16 protein-coding genes and 2 rRNA genes are annotated in these 18,539 nt (G+C 46.9%); 17 read left to right on the top strand and 1 reads right to left on the bottom strand.

Going from position 1 to position 18,539, the window contains the following annotated elements; translation table 11 throughout:
• The 11 genes from CSD97_RS09430 to CSD97_RS09380 form a co-directional block, all read left to right on the top strand.
• Positions 1-115 (top strand): 23S ribosomal RNA (locus CSD97_RS09430); the annotation flags it as partial.
• Between the two features lie 72 nt (positions 116-187).
• Positions 188-298: ribosomal RNA gene (rrf, locus tag CSD97_RS09425) — 5S ribosomal RNA — on the top strand.
• 123 nt (positions 299-421) lie between these two features.
• Entirely contained in the window at positions 422-658 is a 237-nt protein-coding gene (locus tag CSD97_RS09420; protein ID WP_034523359.1) for a hypothetical protein, read from the top strand.
• 366 nt (positions 659-1,024) lie between these two features.
• On the top strand, positions 1,025-2,521 hold the full coding sequence (locus tag CSD97_RS09415) for a 2-isopropylmalate synthase (RefSeq protein ID WP_005835565.1): 1,497 nt from the start codon (positions 1,025-1,027) through the stop codon (positions 2,519-2,521).
• Between the two features lie 42 nt (positions 2,522-2,563).
• Positions 2,564-3,958, top strand: coding sequence for a 3-isopropylmalate dehydratase large subunit (leuC, locus tag CSD97_RS09410; protein ID WP_098032319.1), 1,395 nt, complete (start codon positions 2,564-2,566; stop codon positions 3,956-3,958).
• A 109-nt stretch (positions 3,959-4,067) separates the two neighbouring features.
• Entirely contained in the window at positions 4,068-4,667 is a 600-nt protein-coding gene (leuD, locus tag CSD97_RS09405; protein ID WP_005826193.1) for a 3-isopropylmalate dehydratase small subunit, read from the top strand.
• Entirely contained in the window at positions 4,657-6,198 is a 1,542-nt protein-coding gene (locus tag CSD97_RS09400; RefSeq protein ID WP_035457864.1) for an alpha-isopropylmalate synthase regulatory domain-containing protein, read from the top strand. The genes leuD and CSD97_RS09400 overlap by 11 nt, the downstream gene beginning before the upstream one ends.
• Positions 6,199-6,210: 12 nt before the next feature.
• Positions 6,211-6,468 (top strand): hypothetical protein, encoded by a 258-nt coding sequence (locus CSD97_RS09395; RefSeq protein ID WP_005835569.1) that lies wholly within the window; start codon positions 6,211-6,213, stop codon positions 6,466-6,468.
• On the top strand, positions 6,458-7,519 hold the full coding sequence (gene leuB, locus CSD97_RS09390) for a 3-isopropylmalate dehydrogenase (protein WP_005835570.1): 1,062 nt from the start codon (positions 6,458-6,460) through the stop codon (positions 7,517-7,519). Before CSD97_RS09395 ends, leuB begins: the two co-directional genes overlap by 11 nt.
• Positions 7,520-7,928: 409 nt before the next feature.
• The gene (cysK, locus tag CSD97_RS09385; RefSeq protein ID WP_035449638.1) at positions 7,929-8,879 is read left to right on the top strand and encodes a cysteine synthase A; all 951 of its coding nucleotides are present in this window, start codon (positions 7,929-7,931) and stop codon (positions 8,877-8,879) included.
• A gap of 15 nt (positions 8,880-8,894) precedes the next feature.
• A complete protein-coding gene (locus CSD97_RS09380) occupies positions 8,895-9,746 on the top strand; it encodes a tetratricopeptide repeat protein (RefSeq protein WP_098032318.1) in 852 nt (283 codons plus the stop codon).
• 3 nt (positions 9,747-9,749) lie between these two features.
• Here CSD97_RS09380 and recQ read toward each other — a convergent pair whose 3' ends face one another.
• Positions 9,750-11,561 carry a DNA helicase RecQ gene (gene recQ, locus CSD97_RS09375; RefSeq protein ID WP_098032317.1) on the bottom strand — a complete coding sequence of 604 codons (1,812 nt, stop codon included), beginning with the start codon at positions 11,559-11,561 and terminating at the stop codon, positions 9,750-9,752.
• A gap of 281 nt (positions 11,562-11,842) precedes the next feature.
• Between recQ and CSD97_RS09370 the strand changes: the two genes are divergently transcribed.
• From CSD97_RS09370 to CSD97_RS09345, 6 genes are all read left to right on the top strand, one after another.
• A complete protein-coding gene (locus CSD97_RS09370) occupies positions 11,843-12,316 on the top strand; it encodes a helix-turn-helix domain-containing protein (protein WP_005826207.1) in 474 nt (157 codons plus the stop codon).
• Positions 12,317-12,417: 101 nt separating this feature from the next.
• Positions 12,418-14,466: a dihydrofolate reductase gene (locus tag CSD97_RS09365; protein ID WP_057256350.1), complete on the top strand. Its 2,049-nt coding sequence runs from the start codon at positions 12,418-12,420 to the stop codon at positions 14,464-14,466.
• A 6-nt stretch (positions 14,467-14,472) separates the two neighbouring features.
• Positions 14,473-15,147, top strand: coding sequence for a DNA alkylation repair protein (locus CSD97_RS09360; RefSeq protein WP_005826212.1), 675 nt, complete (start codon positions 14,473-14,475; stop codon positions 15,145-15,147).
• 127 nt (positions 15,148-15,274) lie between these two features.
• Positions 15,275-15,763: a Fur family transcriptional regulator gene (locus tag CSD97_RS09355; protein WP_005835580.1), complete on the top strand. Its 489-nt coding sequence runs from the start codon at positions 15,275-15,277 to the stop codon at positions 15,761-15,763.
• Complete coding sequence (locus CSD97_RS09350) at positions 15,760-17,031, top strand: adenylosuccinate synthase (RefSeq protein ID WP_005826216.1); 1,272 nt, start codon at positions 15,760-15,762, stop codon at positions 17,029-17,031. Before CSD97_RS09355 ends, CSD97_RS09350 begins: the two co-directional genes overlap by 4 nt.
• Positions 17,032-17,133: 102 nt before the next feature.
• Complete coding sequence (locus CSD97_RS09345; protein ID WP_087332792.1) at positions 17,134-18,438, top strand: alpha-L-fucosidase; 1,305 nt, start codon at positions 17,134-17,136, stop codon at positions 18,436-18,438.
• Positions 18,439-18,539: the final 101 nt, after the last annotated feature.

The following is an 18,539-nucleotide window of genomic DNA, read 5'->3' as shown; positions in this document are numbered from 1 at the left end:
CAGCCACAAGATTAGATTTCTCAGGGTCGTTGTAGACTACAACGTTGATAGGATGCAGGTGTACAGGCAGCGATGTCATAGCCGAGCATTACTAATTGCCCGTCCACTTTTTGCCTTCCGTGTATGGAGGTATATACGTTCAGCAATATATGGACACTTTACTTTTTTCTCATCATGTCTGCCTTATTCAGGTGACTACAGCACCGGGGTTCCACCTCTTCCCATTCCGAACAGAGAAGTTAAGCCCGGTCACGCCGATGGTACTGCGTAACAGTGGGAGAGTAGGTAGTCGCCGTTTTCAGAAGAAGCCTCCGTGTCTGATAAGGATACGGAGGCTTTGTTCGTTTTTGGCGGTCTCATAAACTTTTCTTATATTTGCGCCGAACTAATTTTATATCAACGTTTAAAGCAAATTGAAAGTATGAAGACTAAAGTTTTATTGGCTGCCGTTGCGGTAGCGTTTTCTTTCGCAGTGACATCTTGTGGCAACAAAAAGGCTGCAGATTCTAATGCAACTGAGGCAGATTCTTGCTGTGCTGCAAAAACAGAACAAGTATGTGACTCTGCAAAGGCATGTTGCCAGGCTGCTGATTCAGCAGCGTGTCCTAAGGCTGCATGTGATGGTGCCAAGTGTGACAAACCTTGTGAGAAGAAGTAATTCAGAACTTGTATTGAACTGAAGAATAAGGAAAGGCGTACCTTGAGGTACGCCTTTTTTTGTGATATATTTCAGCGATAAATGAATACAAACTTATAAAATGATATTTTTTATCGGAAAAAAGTAACGAATTTGTTTGTGTGGTACGAAATAATATCTACCTTTGCAACGTCAAAACAAAAAAGAAGATGATTCAGAACTTTACATATATTCTACTGTGTGGTATTATTATTCTACTGGCAAAGTTTAGTGGAAGTGAGTGCTGTGCGTGAATATATATGTAAGATGCAATGATATATGAAGCCTTTCTCACTTCCAAGTGTGAAAGGCTTTTTTTATGGAACATAAATTAAATACAATAAAGCAATGAGTGACAAATTATTTATTTTCGACACAACGCTCCGCGATGGCGAGCAGGTTCCGGGATGCCAATTGAATACAGTGGAAAAGATTCAGGTAGCCAGACAACTGGAAGCCCTGGGGGTGGACGTGATTGAAGCCGGATTTCCGATTTCAAGTCCGGGAGATTTCAATTCGGTCATTGAGATATCAAAAGCTGTGACATGGCCCACCATCTGTGCCTTGACACGTGCCGTACAGAAAGATATTGATGTGGCGGCAGAGGCTTTGCAGTTTGCCAAGCATAAACGTATCCATACTGGTATCGGTACATCTGACTCGCACATTAAATATAAATTTAATTCCAATCGCGAGGAAATAATAGAGCGTGCAGTGGCTGCCGTAAAGTATGCACGTAAGTATGTGGATGATGTAGAGTTCTATGCCGAAGATGCAGGCCGAACGGATAATGAATATTTGGCACGGGTGGTAGAAGCTGTTATCAAGGCAGGTGCGACTGTGGTGAATATTCCCGATACAACGGGGTATTGCTTGCCTGATGAGTATGGCGCGAAGATAAGATATCTGATGGAACATGTCAACGGTATTCATAATGCCATTATTTCTACTCATTGCCACAATGACTTGGGCATGGCTACTGCCAATACAATGGCTGGCGTACTGAATGGTGCCCGCCAGGTGGAGGTAACCATCAATGGTATTGGTGAACGTGCCGGCAATACTTCTCTTGAGGAAGTGGCGATGATTATCAAATGTCACAAGGACATAGAAATCGAGACCAACATCAATACACAGAAGATTTATCCAACCAGCCGTATGGTGTCCAGTCTGATGAACATGCCGGTGCAGCCCAACAAGGCTATTGTAGGTCGCAATGCTTTTGCCCATTCGTCGGGTATCCACCAGGATGGTGTGTTGAAGAATGTACAGACTTACGAAATCATTGACCCGCATGATGTGGGTATTGATGATAATTCCATCGTATTGACAGCCCGTAGCGGACGTGCAGCCTTGAAGAATCGTTTGTCGATATTGGGAGTACAACTGGATCAGGAGAAGTTGGACAAAGTGTATGAAGAGTTCTTGAAACTTGCCGATAAGAAGAAGGATATCAACGATGATGATATTCTGGTATTGGCAGGGGCAAACCGTACGCAGAACCACCGTATCAAACTGGAATATCTTCAGGTGACCAGTGGGGTGGGGGTTCGTTCGGTTGCCAGCTTGGGATTGAACATCTCTGGCGAGAAGTTTGAAGCCGCTGCCAGTGGAAACGGTCCGGTAGACGCTGCTATCAAGGCTTTGAAGAAGATTATTGACCGCCATATGACATTGAAGGAATTCACTATCCAGGCTATCAGCAAGGGTAGCGACGATATGGGTAAGGTACATATGCAGGTGGAATACGATAATCATATTTATTATGGGTTCGGTGCCAATACGGATATTATCGCGGCATCAGTGGAAGCGTACATCGACTGTATCAATAAGTTCAAGATGTGATTTTAATCGTAAATTGTAAATAGATAAATTGTACATAAAGAGATGAATACATTATTTGATAAAATCTGGGATGCCCATGTGGTACAGAAAGTGGAAGACGGTCCCACACAGCTTTATATTGACCGGCTTTATTGTCATGAAGTAACCAGCCCGCAAGCCTTTTCAGGATTGCGCGAACGTGGAATCAAGTGTTTCCGTCCGGAAAAGATTTTCTGTATGCCCGACCATAACACGCCGACGCATGACCAGGACAAGCCGATTGAAGACCCGGTTTCAAAGACTCAGGTAGATACACTGGCCAAGAATGCGGAAGAGTTTGGATTGGCCCATTTCGGCATGATGGACAAGAAGAACGGAATTATCCATGTAGTAGGTCCGGAACGCGGGCTGACCCTGCCTGGCATGACCATTGTCTGCGGTGACTCGCATACTTCCACCCACGGGGCGATGGGAGCAGTGGCTTTCGGTATCGGTACGAGTGAGGTGGAAATGGTAATGGCCTCGCAATGTATCCTTCAGACCCGTCCTAAGACAATGCGCATCACTGTCGACGGCAAACTTGGCAAGGGAGTGACGGCAAAAGATGTAGCATTGTATATGATGTCGAAGATGACGACCAGCGGCGCTACGGGATATTTCGTGGAATATGCCGGAGAAGCTGTGCGTGGTCTGACTATGGAAGGCCGTCTGACCTTGTGCAATCTGAGTATAGAGATGGGTGCCCGCGGCGGTATGGTTGCTCCGGATGAGACCACTTTCGAGTACATCAAAGGACGCGAATATGCTCCGAAGGGTGAGGCATGGGACAAGGCATTGGCCTATTGGAAAACATTGAAGAGTGATGAGGATGCAGTGTTCGACAAGGAAGTCCGTTTTGCTGCCGAAGATATTGAACCGATGATTACATACGGTACCAACCCGGGCATGGGTATGGGTATCACACAACATATTCCTACTACCGAAGGCATGGGAGAAGCTGCCCGGACCTCTTTCATGAAGTCTATTAGCTATATGGGTTTCCAACCGGGAGAACCTTTGCTGGGTAAGAAGGTTGACTATGTGTTTTTGGGTGCCTGCACCAATGGACGCATTGAGGATTTCCGTGCATTTGCCTCCATTGTGAAAGGCCGTCGGAAAGCCGAGAATGTAGTGGCATGGCTGGTTCCGGGCTCCTGGATGGTAGATGCACAGATTCGCGAAGAGGGACTGGACAAGATTTTGGAAGAGGCCGGTTTTGCCATTCGCCAACCGGGTTGTTCTGCTTGCCTGGCAATGAACGACGATAAGGTGCCTGCCGGAAAGTATGCAGTGTCTACCAGTAACCGTAATTTTGAAGGACGCCAAGGACCGAGTTCCCGAACACTGCTTGCCAGCCCGCTTGTAGCTGCAGCAGCGGCAGTGACTGGAGTAATTACTGACCCGAGAACGCTGATTTGATGTACGATTGGACGATTTACGATTAAAATTACTTCGTAAATCAAACATCGTTCAACAAAGGTAAATCAAGAGTATTTTCAATCGTAAATTGTAAATCGTAAATACAAAGATGAAGACAAAATTTGATATAATAACCAGTACTTGTGTGCCTCTTCCATTAGAGAATGTGGATACAGACCAGATAATCCCTGCACGTTTTCTGAAAGCTACTACCCGTGAGGAAAAGTTCTTCGGAGATAATTTATTCCGCGATTGGCGCTATCATCCGGACGGTTCTCTGAACAAGGACTTTGTTTTGAACAATCCCACTTACGGTGGACAGATTCTGGTGGCGGGAAAGAACTTCGGTTCCGGTTCCAGCCGTGAGCATGCTGCATGGGCCATTGCCGGTTACGGTTTCCGCGTGGTGGTATCGAGTTTCTTTGCCGATATACACAAGAACAATGAACTGAACAACTTTGTGCTTCCGGTGGTGGTAAGTGAGCCGTTCCTGAAAGAGTTGTTCGACTCTATCTCTGCCAATCCGAAGATGGAAGTGGAAGTGAATCTGCCCGAACAGACCATCACCAACAAAGCTACGGGCAAGATCGAACATTTTGAAATCAATGCCTACAAGAAACATTGCCTGATGAATGGCTTGGATGACATCGATTTTCTGGTTGAGAATAAAGATAAGATAGAAGCTTGGGAGAATAAAAATGAAGCATAATCATCCGAAGATAGAAATCATGGACACTACGCTCCGCGACGGTGAACAGACCAGCGGAGTCTCCTTTGTGCCCCATGAGAAGCTGATGATTGCCCGTTTGTTACTGGAGGAATTGAAGGTAGACCGGGTGGAGGTGGCTTCTGCGCGGGTATCCGAAGGAGAGTTTGATGCCGTAAAAATGATTTGTGACTGGGCGGCACGCCGTAATCTGTTGCCAAGAGTAGAAGTGCTTGGCTTTGTAGATGGCCACACGTCGGTGGACTGGATACATGCGACCGGTTGCCGTGTCATCAATCTGCTGTGCAAAGGCTCGCTGAAGCATTGCACCTACCAGTTGAAGAAGACTCCCGAAGAGCATATCGAGGATATTCTGTCCGTAGTGGATTACGCCAACGAGCAGGATATGGTAGTGAATGTCTATCTGGAAGACTGGAGCAACGGCATGAAAGATTCTCCGGAATATGTGTTCCGTCTGATGGACGCCTTGAAGCAGACCAATATCCGCCGCTATATGTTGCCTGACACGTTGGGCGTATTGAACCCGCTGCAGGTCATCGAGTTCATGCGCAAGATGGTGAAACGCTATCCGCATGCCCATTTTGACTTCCATGCCCACAATGACTATGACCTTGCCGTGAGCAATGTGCTTGCCGCCGTACTTAGCGGTTGCAAGGGACTGCATACTACCATTAACGGCCTGGGCGAACGCGCCGGCAATGCTCCGCTTGCCAGTGTGCAGGCTATCCTGAAAGACCACTTCAATGCCATTACCAACATTGACGAAAGCCGCCTGAACGACGTAAGCCGTGTGGTGGAGTCCTACTCGGGCATCGTCATTCCCGCCAATAAACCGATTGTTGGCGAGAATGTATTTACCCAAGTGGCAGGCGTCCATGCCGACGGTGACAATAAAAGTAACCTCTACTGCAACGACCTCCTACCCGAACGCTTTGGTCGCAAGCGAGAGTATGCCCTGGGCAAGAACAGCGGTAAAGCCAATATCCGGAAGAATCTGGAGGACTTGGGGTTACAACTGGATGAAGATGCCATGCGCAAAGTGACCGAACGCATCATTGAGTTGGGCGACAAGAAAGAGCTGGTGACGCAAGAAGACCTGCCCTATATCGTTTCGGACGTACTGAAGCACGGAATGGCAGAAGAACGCGTCAGCCTTAAGAGCTATATTGTGAATCTGGCGTATGGATTGAAGCCGATGGCTACGTTGAAGATAGAAATTAACGGAAAGGAATATGAGGAAAGTTCCAGTGGAGATGGCCAGTATGATGCTTTTGTGCGCGCCTTGCGCAAGATATATAAAGTGACACTGGGTCGTAAGTTCCCGATGCTGACGAACTATGCCGTGACCATTCCTCCCGGTGGGCGTACCGATGCCTTTGTGCAGACGGTTATTACCTGGAGTTTTGAAGATACGATATTCCGTACACGCGGATTGGACGCAGACCAGACGGAAGCAGCCATCAAGGCGACGGTGAAGATGCTGAATATCATAGAAGACGAATACGAATCATAAAAAATGGATCTCATGGAGAAAAAGAAATCGTTTTTTGAGAGGCGTCCTTATGTATGCTATGCGTTGTATGCAGGCTTGCTTTTTGCTTTCAACCTCTTTCTGCGTTGGTGGAGCGGCGAGTTGGATGCGGACGAGTATCTTATGTCAGCCATCAATACCCTTATATTGACAGCTGGTTTTGTGTGGGGTGACCGGTATCGCCGCAAGAATCTTGCAAACAAAAAGAAGATAGATGAACTTTTAAATAATAAAGAAAACAATGGATTTTAAAATTGCAGTGTTGGCCGGTGACGGTATCGGCCCCGAAATCTCTACCGTAGGCGTGGATGTGATGACTGCCGTGTGTGAGAAGTTCGGACATAAAGTGAACTATGAATATGCCATCTGCGGTGCAGACGCGATAGACAAGGTGGGTGACCCGTTTCCCGAAGCCACTTATGAGGCTTGTAAAAATGCGGATGCTGTATTGTTCTCTGCCGTAGGTGACCCGAAATTCGACAATGACCCTACTGCCAAAGTGCGTCCCGAGCAGGGCTTGCTGGCTATGCGCAAGAAACTGGGACTGTTTGCCAACATCCGTCCCGTGCAGACCTTCAAATGTCTGCTCCATAAGTCTCCCCTTCGTGCGGAACTGGTGGATGGTGCCGATTTCCTTTGCATCCGCGAATTGACCGGTGGCATGTACTTCGGTGAGAAATACCAGGACAATGACAAGGCGTATGATACGAACATGTATACCCGTCCTGAGATTGAGCGTATCCTGAAAGTCGGATTTGAATATGCCATGAAACGCAGTAAACATCTTACGGTGGTGGATAAAGCCAATGTGCTTGCCTCTTCCCGTCTTTGGAGACAGATTGCCCAGGAGATGGCACCGCAGTACCCCGAGGTGACAACCGACTATATGTTTGTGGACAACGCCGCCATGAAGATGATTCAAGAGCCGAAATTCTTTGACGTAATGGTTACGGAAAATACGTTTGGTGATATTTTGACGGACGAGGGTTCCTGCATCAGTGGCTCTATGGGATTGCTGCCTTCTGCTTCTACGGGAGAGAGCACGCCGGTATTCGAACCTATCCATGGTTCCTGGCCGCAGGCGAAAGGCTTGAATATAGCCAATCCGCTGGCGCAAATTTTGTCTGTAGCCATGCTTTTCGAATACTTCGACCTGAAAGAGGAGGGGGCGTTGATTCGTAAGGCAGTTGATGCTTCACTCGATGCGAATGTACGTACACCGGAGATTCAAGTAGAAGGTGGCGACAAATACGGTACCAAGGAAGTGGGCGCGTGGATTGTAGACTATCTTAAGAAGTCTTGATAACAGTGTCTCATTACCGTTCTGTTCATCAGTAACTTCTCACTGCAAAGTTCTGCAAACCTTTTGCAGTGTCACTGCAAAGCTGTTACAGTTGCGCTGCAAAGCAGTTGCAGTACCACTGCAAACCTATTTGCAGTAACGCTGCAGCTCGTTTGCAGTACTACTGCAAAAAGCATGCACCATCTTTGCAGTGGGAAGTCGCTGATTGTCAGATATGGTTCTTCCTCCTCATCCTGCCTTCTTCAATCGTTTCATATCCTTTCATCCTCTTTATTCGTGTTAAGCTTTGATAGATGGCAGTATAATCTTTCCTTTCCCGCACGGTTTATTTCTTGGAATTTCGTTATCTTTGTCAGCATATCCATGTTACATAAGTGTGTACGGGAAGAATGTATTAGACAGTGAGATTATGGCGAAAATTGCAAAGAACCTGACGGAGTTGATTGGGCATACTCCTTTGATGGAATTGGCTGAATACAGTCGTAAATACGGATTGAAAAGAAATATTGTGGCTAAGCTGGAATCTTTTAATCCGGCGGGAAGCGTGAAGGACCGTGTGGCATTTGCCATGATTGAGGATGCCGAGGCACGTGGGGCTTTGAAACCCGGAGCCACGATTATTGAACCTACCAGTGGCAATACCGGCGTGGGACTGGCGATGGTGGCAACCATCAAGGGATATCATTTGATATTGACCATGCCGGAGACCATGAGTGTGGAACGCCGTAATCTGTTGAAAGCCTTGGGTGCGGAGATTGTACTGACCGACGGACTGGCAGGTATGGCCGGTTCCATTGCCAAAGCGAAAGAATTGCGGGATGCGATACCTGGTGCGGTTATTCTGCAGCAGTTTGAGAATCCCTCCAATGCCAAGGCTCATGAACATACTACGGGGGAAGAAATCTGGACGGACACGGATGGTAAAGTGACTGTTTTTGTTGCCGGTGTGGGTACGGGCGGTACGGTCTGTGGAGTGGCGCGTGCCTTGAAGAAACATAATCCGGATGTCTATGTTGTGGCTGTAGAACCGGCCTCCTCTCCGGTTCTGGAAGGAGGGGAAGACGCACCGCACCGCATCCAGGGGATTGGGGCCAATTTTATTCCTTCCATTTATGATGCTTCTGTAGTAGACGAGATTATTCCGGTGCCCGATGACGAGGCCATTCGTGGAGGACGAGAGCTGGCTTCTACGGAAGGCTTGCTGGCTGGCATCTCATCCGGTGCGGCGGTATATGCGGCACGGTTGCTGGCCGAACGCCCTGAATTTGCGGATAAAATGATTGTTGCCCTACTGCCCGATACGGGGGAACGCTATTTGTCAACAGAACTGTTCGCTTTCGATACCTATCCTTTGGAATAAATACTGAACTATTATATGAAGAAACTTATTTTTTCTTTCTTCTTGTGTGGAGCCACGATGTTCCCTGCCTTTTCACAAACCTATCAGGAACTGAGCGAACGTGCGGTTGCAGCCACGGAGCAAGACAGCTTGTCATTGGCCGAAAAATACATTGAACAAGCTTTGAAAATGGAGCCCGCCAATCCTCATAACGCTTTGCTTTTCTCCAATTTAGGAACGATACAGCGTTGGCAGCACCGGTATGAGCAGGCTCTTGACTCGTATACGCTGGCATTGAACATTGCTCCGCGTGCCATACCCGCCCTGATGAATCGTGCCGCTCTTTACCTTGAGTTGGGAAAGGATGACTTGGCCCGGATAGACTATTCTTTGGTGCTGGATATAGAGAGCGATAATCAGGAAGCCTTGCTGATGCGTGCCTATATCTATATGCGGCAGCGCAACTATAATTTTGCAAAGTCTGATTATGAACGTCTGCTGAAACTTGCCCCCCGGAGCTACAATGGCCGCCTTGGGTTGGCCACGTTGGAGCAGAAGGAAGGCAAATACGAAGCCGCGCTCTCGATACTGAATGCCATGATTGCAGAAAAAGGAGAAGAAGCTACCCGGCTGACTACCCAGCAATATGCCGTACTTTACGTAGCACGTGCGGGTGTAGAGCAGGATATGAAACATGTGGACCTGGCCATGATGGACTTGGAAGAAGCCATCAAGCTGGATGCTTCGCAGACAGAAGCCTACTTGATACGGGGGCAAATTTACCTTTCTCAAAAGAAAAAGGAGTTGGCAAAACGTGACTTCGAAAAAGCCATTTCACTTGGTGTGCCGCAAGGCGACCTCAGGGATTTGCTGTTGCAGTGTAAATAATATTCAACTGTATTTCCGTATCAGTTCCACAAACTCTTTTCCGTATTTCTTCTTTTTATATTCACCGATACCGCTGATATTACCAAATTCTTCTATGGTAGTGGGGCGGGAGGCGCTGAGTAGGTGGAGCACTTTGTCGGACAGTACGATATAGGCAGGAAGTGCTTCCTGGTCGGCAAGGCGTTTGCGGAGAGTGCGGAGAGCCTCGAAAAGTTCCCCACTTTCTGTATTGGGCAATCCCAATGGCAATTCTTTGGTTGGAACTGTAGCCTTGCGTTTACGGCCTCTTGTAGCTTGTACAGCTTCCTCGCGACGGATGGTGACAAGCAGGGCGCGTGCTCTGCCAAACAAGACATCTGTTCCGCTTTGAGTAATTTTCAGATGGTTGTTTTCATTGTAGGCTATTTCGAAATAGCCGAGTTGCAACATTTGCAGCAGGTAGTCATGCCAATCTCTGGCGGGTACTTCACGCCCGGCTCCAAAGGTCTTAAGGCGATGGTATCCTCTTTCTGTAACTTCAGAACTCATGTTTCCTCGGAGGATGTCCACTAAAATACCGGTTCCTATCTGTTGCTCGGAACGCGCGATTGCACTAAGTGCCTTTTGTACGATTATTGTACCATCGAAACGTTCGGGGGGATTTTTGCATACATCACAGTTTCCACAGTCGCAGGTCGTATTTTCACCGAAATAACTTAACAGAATGCGACGGCGGCAGATATCTGCTTCCGCATATTGCTGCATACGTTGCAGCTTTTCCAGGTTGATGCTTTGTTGCCCGCTGTCTGTTGCGAATTTAGTGAGCAGAATGAGGTCGGCCAGTGAATAGAACAAAAGGGTGTCACTGGGCATTCCGTCTCGTCCGGCACGTCCTATTTCCTGATAGAAACTTTCAATGCTTTTGGGCAAATTGTAATGAATTACCCAGCGCACATTGCTTTTGTCAATTCCCATTCCAAAGGCAATGGTGGCGCATACCACTTGCACGCGGTCATTGATGAAGTCGTCTTGTGCTTCATCTCTTCGTGCCGGCGACAGTCCTGCATGATAGACCGCCGACTTTATCCCTTGTTTTTGAAGCATTTGTGCCACTGTTTCAGTCTTGCTGCGGCTCATGCAATAAATGATGCCGCTCTCTCCCGGATGGCGGGCGATGAAGTCGAGGATGGCTTTGCTTTTTTCCTTCTGCTGGTAACCTCTTTTTACGGTGAGACTCAGGTTGGGACGGTCGAAAGATGAAATGAAAATTCTCGGTTGGTTGAGGTGTAGCTGTTTAATAATATCTTCACGGGTTATTTTATCGGCTGTGGCAGTAAGTGCAATGATGGGAACCTGGGGAAACAGTTGGTGAAGGATGCCCATCTGTGTATATTCCGGACGGAAATCGTGTCCCCATTGTGAGATGCAGTGAGCTTCATCAATGGCGAAAAGGGAAATATGCATATCCCTTAACAGATAGTTGGCTTCCGCCAATAATTTTTCAGGAGAAATATATAGTAGTTTCAGCTTGCCTTCCATGCATGCACGTCGTAGGGAAGCATTCTCTGTTTCATCATTATTGCTGTTCAGTGCACCGGCCGCGATACCGTTTGCACAGAGCGTTTCCACTTGGTCCTTCATCAAGGAAATGAGCGGAGAAACCACTACCGCCGTGCCTTCACTCAATAGGGCGGGAAGTTGGTAGCAGATGGACTTTCCACCTCCCGTAGGCATCAGTACCAATGCGTCTTTACGGTCTATCAGATGGCGTATGATGTCTTCTTGTAAGGGGCGGAAACTGTCGTAACCGAAATATGTCTTGAGCGTTTGTAGCATAATCTGGCAGTATGGATTTCTTCCGGCAAAGGTACACTAATTATTGCATATACTACAAATGGAAAGTCATCAAGATTTTGTATCATATGAGTTTCTGCAAAAGGTTAAAGTTTCTTATTAATGGCTGAATTGACCTACTTTTCAACCTTTTTCGTTGTTTATTTATCAAAAATATATACGGGAAAAGTTGTGTATAAAAAAAAAATGTCTGACTTTTGTAAAGTCTAAGGGGCTAACCCTTTGGCTTTTCCGATTTTAAACAACCCTAACCAGTTAATTCAATGAGTGATTTAGAAAACAATGCCCAGGAAAAAGGAACGAAGAAACGTCCTTACAACCTGCGCGAAAAGAAAGAAAAGGATGCTGCCTACCGTTCTTTGATAAGGCCGGAATTGGCAGATGAGTTGTATGACAAGATATTGAATATCGTTGTTGTACAAAAGAAGTACAGAGATGCTGATTATTCCGCTAAGGATTTGGCGAAAGAATTGCAGACCAATACTCGCTATTTGTCTGCAGTGGTGAATTCACGCTTCGGCATGAACTATTCTTGCCTGCTGAATGAATATAGAGTAAAAGAAGCGCAGCATTTGTTGACAGACAAAAGATATGCTGACAAGAATGTAGAGGAGATCAGTACGATGGTCGGCTTTGCAAACCGTCAGTCTTTTTATGCTGCTTTCTATAAAAATGTAGGTGAGACTCCTAATGGATATCGTAAAAGACACGCAGAAAAAGAAGCTAAGAAGAAATAATTCTGTATGACTGAATGAATAAAAAGGAAATATTCCGGAACAGTTGTTTCGGGATACTTCCTTTTCTTCTTTTTTAATACCAATCTATATACTCCCGACACATGAAGAAACAACTAATTTCTATGGTGACTGCCCTTTCTCTATTGACGGCTTGTGGCGGAAATCCGAAAACAACTGCTGAGGCAGAAAAAATTGACTATACAGTGGAACAATTTGCAGATTTACAGATTTTACGTTACCGCGTACCAGGTTTTGAGGATTTGTCCCTCAAACAAAAAGAATTGGTTTATTATTTGACGGAAGCGGCTTTGCAGGGCAGAGACATTCTTTTCGACCAGAATGGCAAGTATAACCTGACGATTCGCCGGATGCTGGAAGCTGTCTATACCGGCTATAAGGGAGATAAGAATACTCCTGATTTCAAGGCTATGGAAGTGTACCTCAAGCGGGTATGGTTCTCTAACGGCATTCATCATCACTATGGTAGCGAAAAGTTCGTTCCGGGATTTACTCCCGAATTCTTCAGGCAGGCTGTACAGAGTGTGGATGCAGCTACATTGCCGCTTGCCGAAGGACAGACTGTGGAACAACTGTGCGAGGAAGTGTTCCCCGTTATTTTCGACCCCACGGTGATGCCCAAACGGGTGAACCAAGCTGCCGGTGAAGATTTGGTTTTGACTTCCGCATGCAATTATTACGATGGCGTGACGCAGCAGGAGGCCGAAGATTTCTATAATGCCTTGAAGAATCCGCAGGATGAAACTCCCGTTTCCTATGGTTTGAATAGCCGTTTGGTGAAAGAGGATGGCAAGATTCAGGAGAAAGTATGGAAAGTGGGGGGCTTGTATGGACAGGCACTTGAAAAGATTGTCTACTGGCTGAAGAAGGCAGAAGGAGTTGCCGAGACTCCCGAGCAGAAGGCGGTGATAGCCAAACTGATGGAATTCTATGAAACCGGCGATTTGAAGACATTCGATGAATATGCCATTTTGTGGGTGAAGGATTTGAACTCACGCATTGACTTTGTGAACGGTTTTACCGAAAGTTATGGTGACCCGCTCGGCATGAAGGCAAGCTGGGAATCTCTGGTGAATTTTAAAGATTTGGAAGCTACCCAGCGTACAGAGTTGATAAGCGGCAATGCACAGTGGTTTGAGGACCATTCGCCGGTAGACGGACAATTCAAGAAGGAGAAAGTGAAAGGGGTGTCTGCCAAGGTAATCACGGCGGCTATTCTGGCCGGTGACTTGTATCCTGCAACTGCTATCGGCATCAACCTGCCCAATGCCAACTGGATACGTAGCCATCATGGTTCGAAATCCGTTACAATCGGTAACATTACAGATGCTTATAATAAGGCAGCTCATGGCAACGGGTTCAATGAGGAGTTTGTGTACAGTGATGCAGAGCTTCAACTGATTGATAAGTACGCAGATGTGACAGATGAACTGCATACTGACCTGCATGAATGTTTGGGACATGGTTCCGGTAAATTGCTCCCGGGTGTGGCCCCGGATGCGTTGAAGGCATATGGTTCTACTATCGAAGAAGCGCGCGCCGACTTGTTCGGACTCTACTACGTGGCCGACCCGAAGCTGGTGGAACTGGGGCTTACTCCAAGTGCGGATGCTTATAAGGCTCAATACTACACCTATCTGATGAATGGTTTGATGACACAGCTTGTACGTATCGAGCCGGGTAACAATGTAGAAGAAGCCCATATGCGCAACCGTCAGCTCATAGCCCGCTGGGTGTACGAGAAAGGTGCGGCGGAGAAGGTTGTGGAATTGGTAAAGAAGGATGGGAAGACGTACGTCGTGATAAACGATTATGAGAAAGTGCGTGACTTGTTTGGCCGGTTGCTTGCCGAGATACAGCGTATCAAGTCCACCGGTGACTATGCCGGTGCCCATGATTTGGTGGAAGCCTATGCCGTGAAAGTCGATCCCGCTTTGCATGCCGAAGTGCTGGAACGCTACAAGAAGCTGAATCTTGCGCCGTATAAGGGGTTCGTCAATCCCAAGTATGAAGTGGTGACGGATGCCGACGGTACTATAACAGATGTGACAGTGACTTATGATGAAGGTTATGCGGAACAGATGTTGCGTTATAGCAAAGACTATTCTACATTGCCTTCTGTCAATAAATGATGAACTATGATAGATACTAAAGAGCAGCTGCATCAGCGGCTGAAAGATATAAAGACACAGCTCCGTCTCTCAATGAACGGGGCTGTGTCCCAAAGTATGCGTGAGAAAGGGCTGGTATATAAGCTGAACTTTGGCGTGGAGTTGCCCCGTATCAAGGGTATTGCTGCCGGTTACGAGAAGGACCACTCTCTGGCTCAGTCTTTGTGGAAAGAAGATATCAGAGAGTGCAAAATATTGGCGGGACTTTTACAGCCGGTAGAGAGTTTCCTGCCCGAGATAGCCGATATCTGGGTGGAAGATATCCGTAATATCGAGATTGCAGAACTTACCTGCATGAATTTATTCCAACATCTTCCTTATGCGCCTGCCAAGTCCTTCCATTGGATTGCAAGCGAGGACGAATACACGCAGGTTTGCGGCTTCCTCACCATAGCCCGTCTATTGATGAAGAAAGGGGATATGAACGAACGGGTTGAAAATGAGTTCCTCGACCAGGCAATAACGGCTTTTTTGTCGGGCTCCTATCATGTACGCAATGCAGCCATGACTGCTATCCGCCGCTTTATGCAGCAAAATGAGGAAAATTCTTTTCAAGTTTGCCGCAGAGTGGAGGGTATGGACAATTCTTCTTCTGATGTAGAACAATTACTATACAATCTTGTAAAAGAGGAGGTTTGTTAGATTAGTTCTATGGTTATAGAGACTGATGCGGTAAGGGAATATTTCCCTTATCGCAATTTTTATCTCTTTCTCGTTTGCTTTCCACAAAAAAGGATTAACTTTGTTGGCTGTAAAACTGCGCCGTCAAATGGAAAGTCAGAATGTGAAAGATACAGTTAGGCAGATATTCACTGAATATCTGAATGCGAACGGGCATCGGAAGACTCCCGAACGTTATGCTATACTTGACACCATTTACTCCATAGACGGTCATTTTGATATCGACACGCTCTATTCACTGATGGCCGACCAGGAGAACTTCCGCGTCAGCCGTGCAACGCTTTACAATACCATCATTTTGCTTATAAATGCTCGTCTGGTCATCAAGCATCAGTTCGGCAACTCTTCCCAATACGAAAAATCTTATAATCGCGATACGCACCATCACCAGATATGCACCCAGTGCGGAAAGGTGACCGAGTTTCAGAACGAGGAGTTGCAACATGCCATTGAGAATACCAAACTGAGCCGTTTTAATCTTACGCACTATTCCTTATATATGTATGGGTTGTGCAGCAAGTGTGACCGGGCCAATAAACGGAAGAAAAAGAATAATAACCATAAAAAAGAAAAATGAAAGTAGACGTATTATTAGGATTACAATGGGGCGACGAAGGCAAAGGCAAAGTCGTTGATGTGTTAACTCCGAGATACGATGTCGTAGCTCGTTTCCAGGGTGGACCGAATGCCGGACATACACTCGAGTTTGAAGGGCAGAAGTATGTGCTCCGTTCCATTCCGTCTGGAATATTCCAGGGAGACAAGGTGAATATCATCGGTAACGGAGTGGTGCTTGACCCGGCTCTCTTCAAAGCGGAAGCCGAATCATTGGAAGCGTCCGGCCATAACTTGAAGGAACGCTTGCACATTTCCAAGAAAGCACACCTCATTCTGCCGACTCACCGCATACTGGATGCTGCATACGAAGCAGCCAAAGGCGATGCAAAGGTAGGAACGACCGGAAAAGGCATCGGACCGACTTACACGGATAAAATCAGCCGTAACGGTGTGCGTGTAGGCGACATTCTGCATGACTTTGACAAGAAGTATGCAGCGGCCAAGGCCCGTCATGAGCAAATCTTGAAAGGCTTGAACTATGAGTATGACATTACCGAAATGGAGAAGGCATGGTTCGAAGGTATCGAATACTTGAAACAATTCCAGTTGGTGGATAGCGAACACGAGATGAACAATCTGCTGGCTGCCGGCAAGTCTGTATTGTGCGAAGGTGCGCAGGGGACAATGTTGGACATTGATTTCGGTTCTTATCCGTTTGTAACGTCTTCCAATACGGTTTGTGCAGGTGCTTGTACCGGTCTGGGTATTGCTCCCAACAAGATTGGTGAGGTATATGGGATTTTCAAAGCCTATTGTACGCGCGTAGGTGCCGGTCCGTTCCCGACGGAATTATTCGACAAGACCGGTGACCAGATTTGCACGCTGGGTCATGAGTTCGGTTCTGTGACAGGACGTAAGCGCCGTTGTGGCTGGATTGACCTGGTGGCATTGAAATATGCCATTATGGTAGACGGGGTTACCAAACTGATTATGATGAAGAGCGATGTGCTCGATTCTTTTGAAACCATTAAGGCTTGTGTAGCTTACAAGATGGATGAGGAAGAGATTGATTACTTCCCGTTCGATATCAATGAGACTGTTGAACCGGTTTATGTAGAGCTACCCGGTTGGCAGACGGATATGACCAAGATGCAGAGTGAAGATGAGTTCCCGGAAGAATTCAATGCATATTTGTCATTCCTGGAAGAACAGCTTGGTGTGCCCATCAAGATTGTTTCTCTGGGACCGGACCGTGAGCAGACCATCGAACGGTATACAGAGGAATAATAAAACAAACAGATAACCTTAGACACGGATTACACGGATTTCGCGGCTTCATCTGAAGAACCGTGGGTGTCCGGATAATCCGTGCCTTTTTTATTTATTGCCATGAAAACACGTCTTTTGTCTTTTTTACTGTTGTTTCTTCTTGTGTGCTCCGCACAGTCGCAGACTTACCAGCCGACGGAGGAGAACCTGAAATCCCGTCAGGAGTTTCGGGACAATCGCTTCGGTATCTTCCTGCATTGGGGGATATACAGTATGCTGGCTACCGGAGAATGGACCATGACGAACAAGAACCTTAATTATAAGGAGTATGCCAAACTGGCGGGAGGTTTCTATCCTGCCAAATTCGATGCTGCCAGATGGGTGTCAGCCATTAAGGCGTCCGGGGCAAAGTATATCTGCTTTACATCCCGGCATCACGATGGCTTTTCTATGTTCCACACACGCTTTTCCGATTACAATATTGTGGATGCTACCCCTTTTAAGCGGGATATTCTGAAAGAATTGGCGGACGAGTGCCACAAGCAAGGTATTCGTCTGCATCTCTACTATTCGCACATCGACTGGTATCGCGAAGATGCTCCGTGGGGACGCACCGGACGTGGAACGGGACGACCGAATCCGAAGGGCGACTGGAACAGCTACTATAAATTCATGAACAACCAGCTGACCGAGCTGCTCACCAATTATGGAAAAATAGGTGCCATTTGGTTTGATGGCTGGTGGGACCAGGACCAGAATCCGGATTTTGACTGGCAACTGCCCGGGCAATATGCCATGATACACCGCCTGCAACCGGCTTGCTTGGTTGGGAACAACCATCATCAAGCACCGTTTGCCGGCGAGGACATCCAGATATTCGAGCGCGACCTGCCGGGAGAGAACCGTGCCGGTCTTTCCGGGCAGGATATCAGCGCCTTGCCCCTTGAAACCTGCGAGACGATGAATGGAATGTGGGGATATAAGATTACGGACCAGGATTATAAATCCACCAAAACGCTGATACATTACCTGGTGAAGGCTGCGGGTAAAGATGCCAATCTGCTGATGAATATCGGTCCTCAGCCGGACGGTGAGCTGCCTGCTGTTGCATTGGAGCGTCTGGCAGAAGTAGGGGAATGGATGAAGGTATACGGTGAAACCATCTACGGAACCCGTGGCGGCTGCATTGCTCCGCATCCTTGGGGAGTCACTACACAAAGAGAAAATAAATTATACGTGCATATTCTCGAATTGCAGGATAAGGCTCTCTTCCTGCCGTTGGAAGGCAAGAAAGTGAGGAAGGCAGTGGGGTATGCCGACCGTCTTCCAGTGAAGTTCCGTAAGTGTGAAGGAGGGGTGATGCTCTACTTGCCGGAGGTTCCGACGGATATTGATAAAGTGATAGAGGTGGATATTGAAAAATAAATTATAAATCAGAAATCTTTAATTCTTCCTAAAAGATAAAGGAAACGCTGGCATTGCTCACCGTTTCCTTTTATTTTTGGCAGACTATTTGTTATACAATA

The sequence above is a fragment of the Bacteroides sp. AR29 genome (assembly GCF_900217715.1).
Taxonomy (GTDB): Bacteria; Bacteroidota; Bacteroidia; order Bacteroidales; family Bacteroidaceae; genus Bacteroides; species Bacteroides uniformis.
The sequence above is the reverse complement of the archived record's forward strand: the minus strand, read 5'-3'. Positions and strand labels throughout refer to the sequence as shown.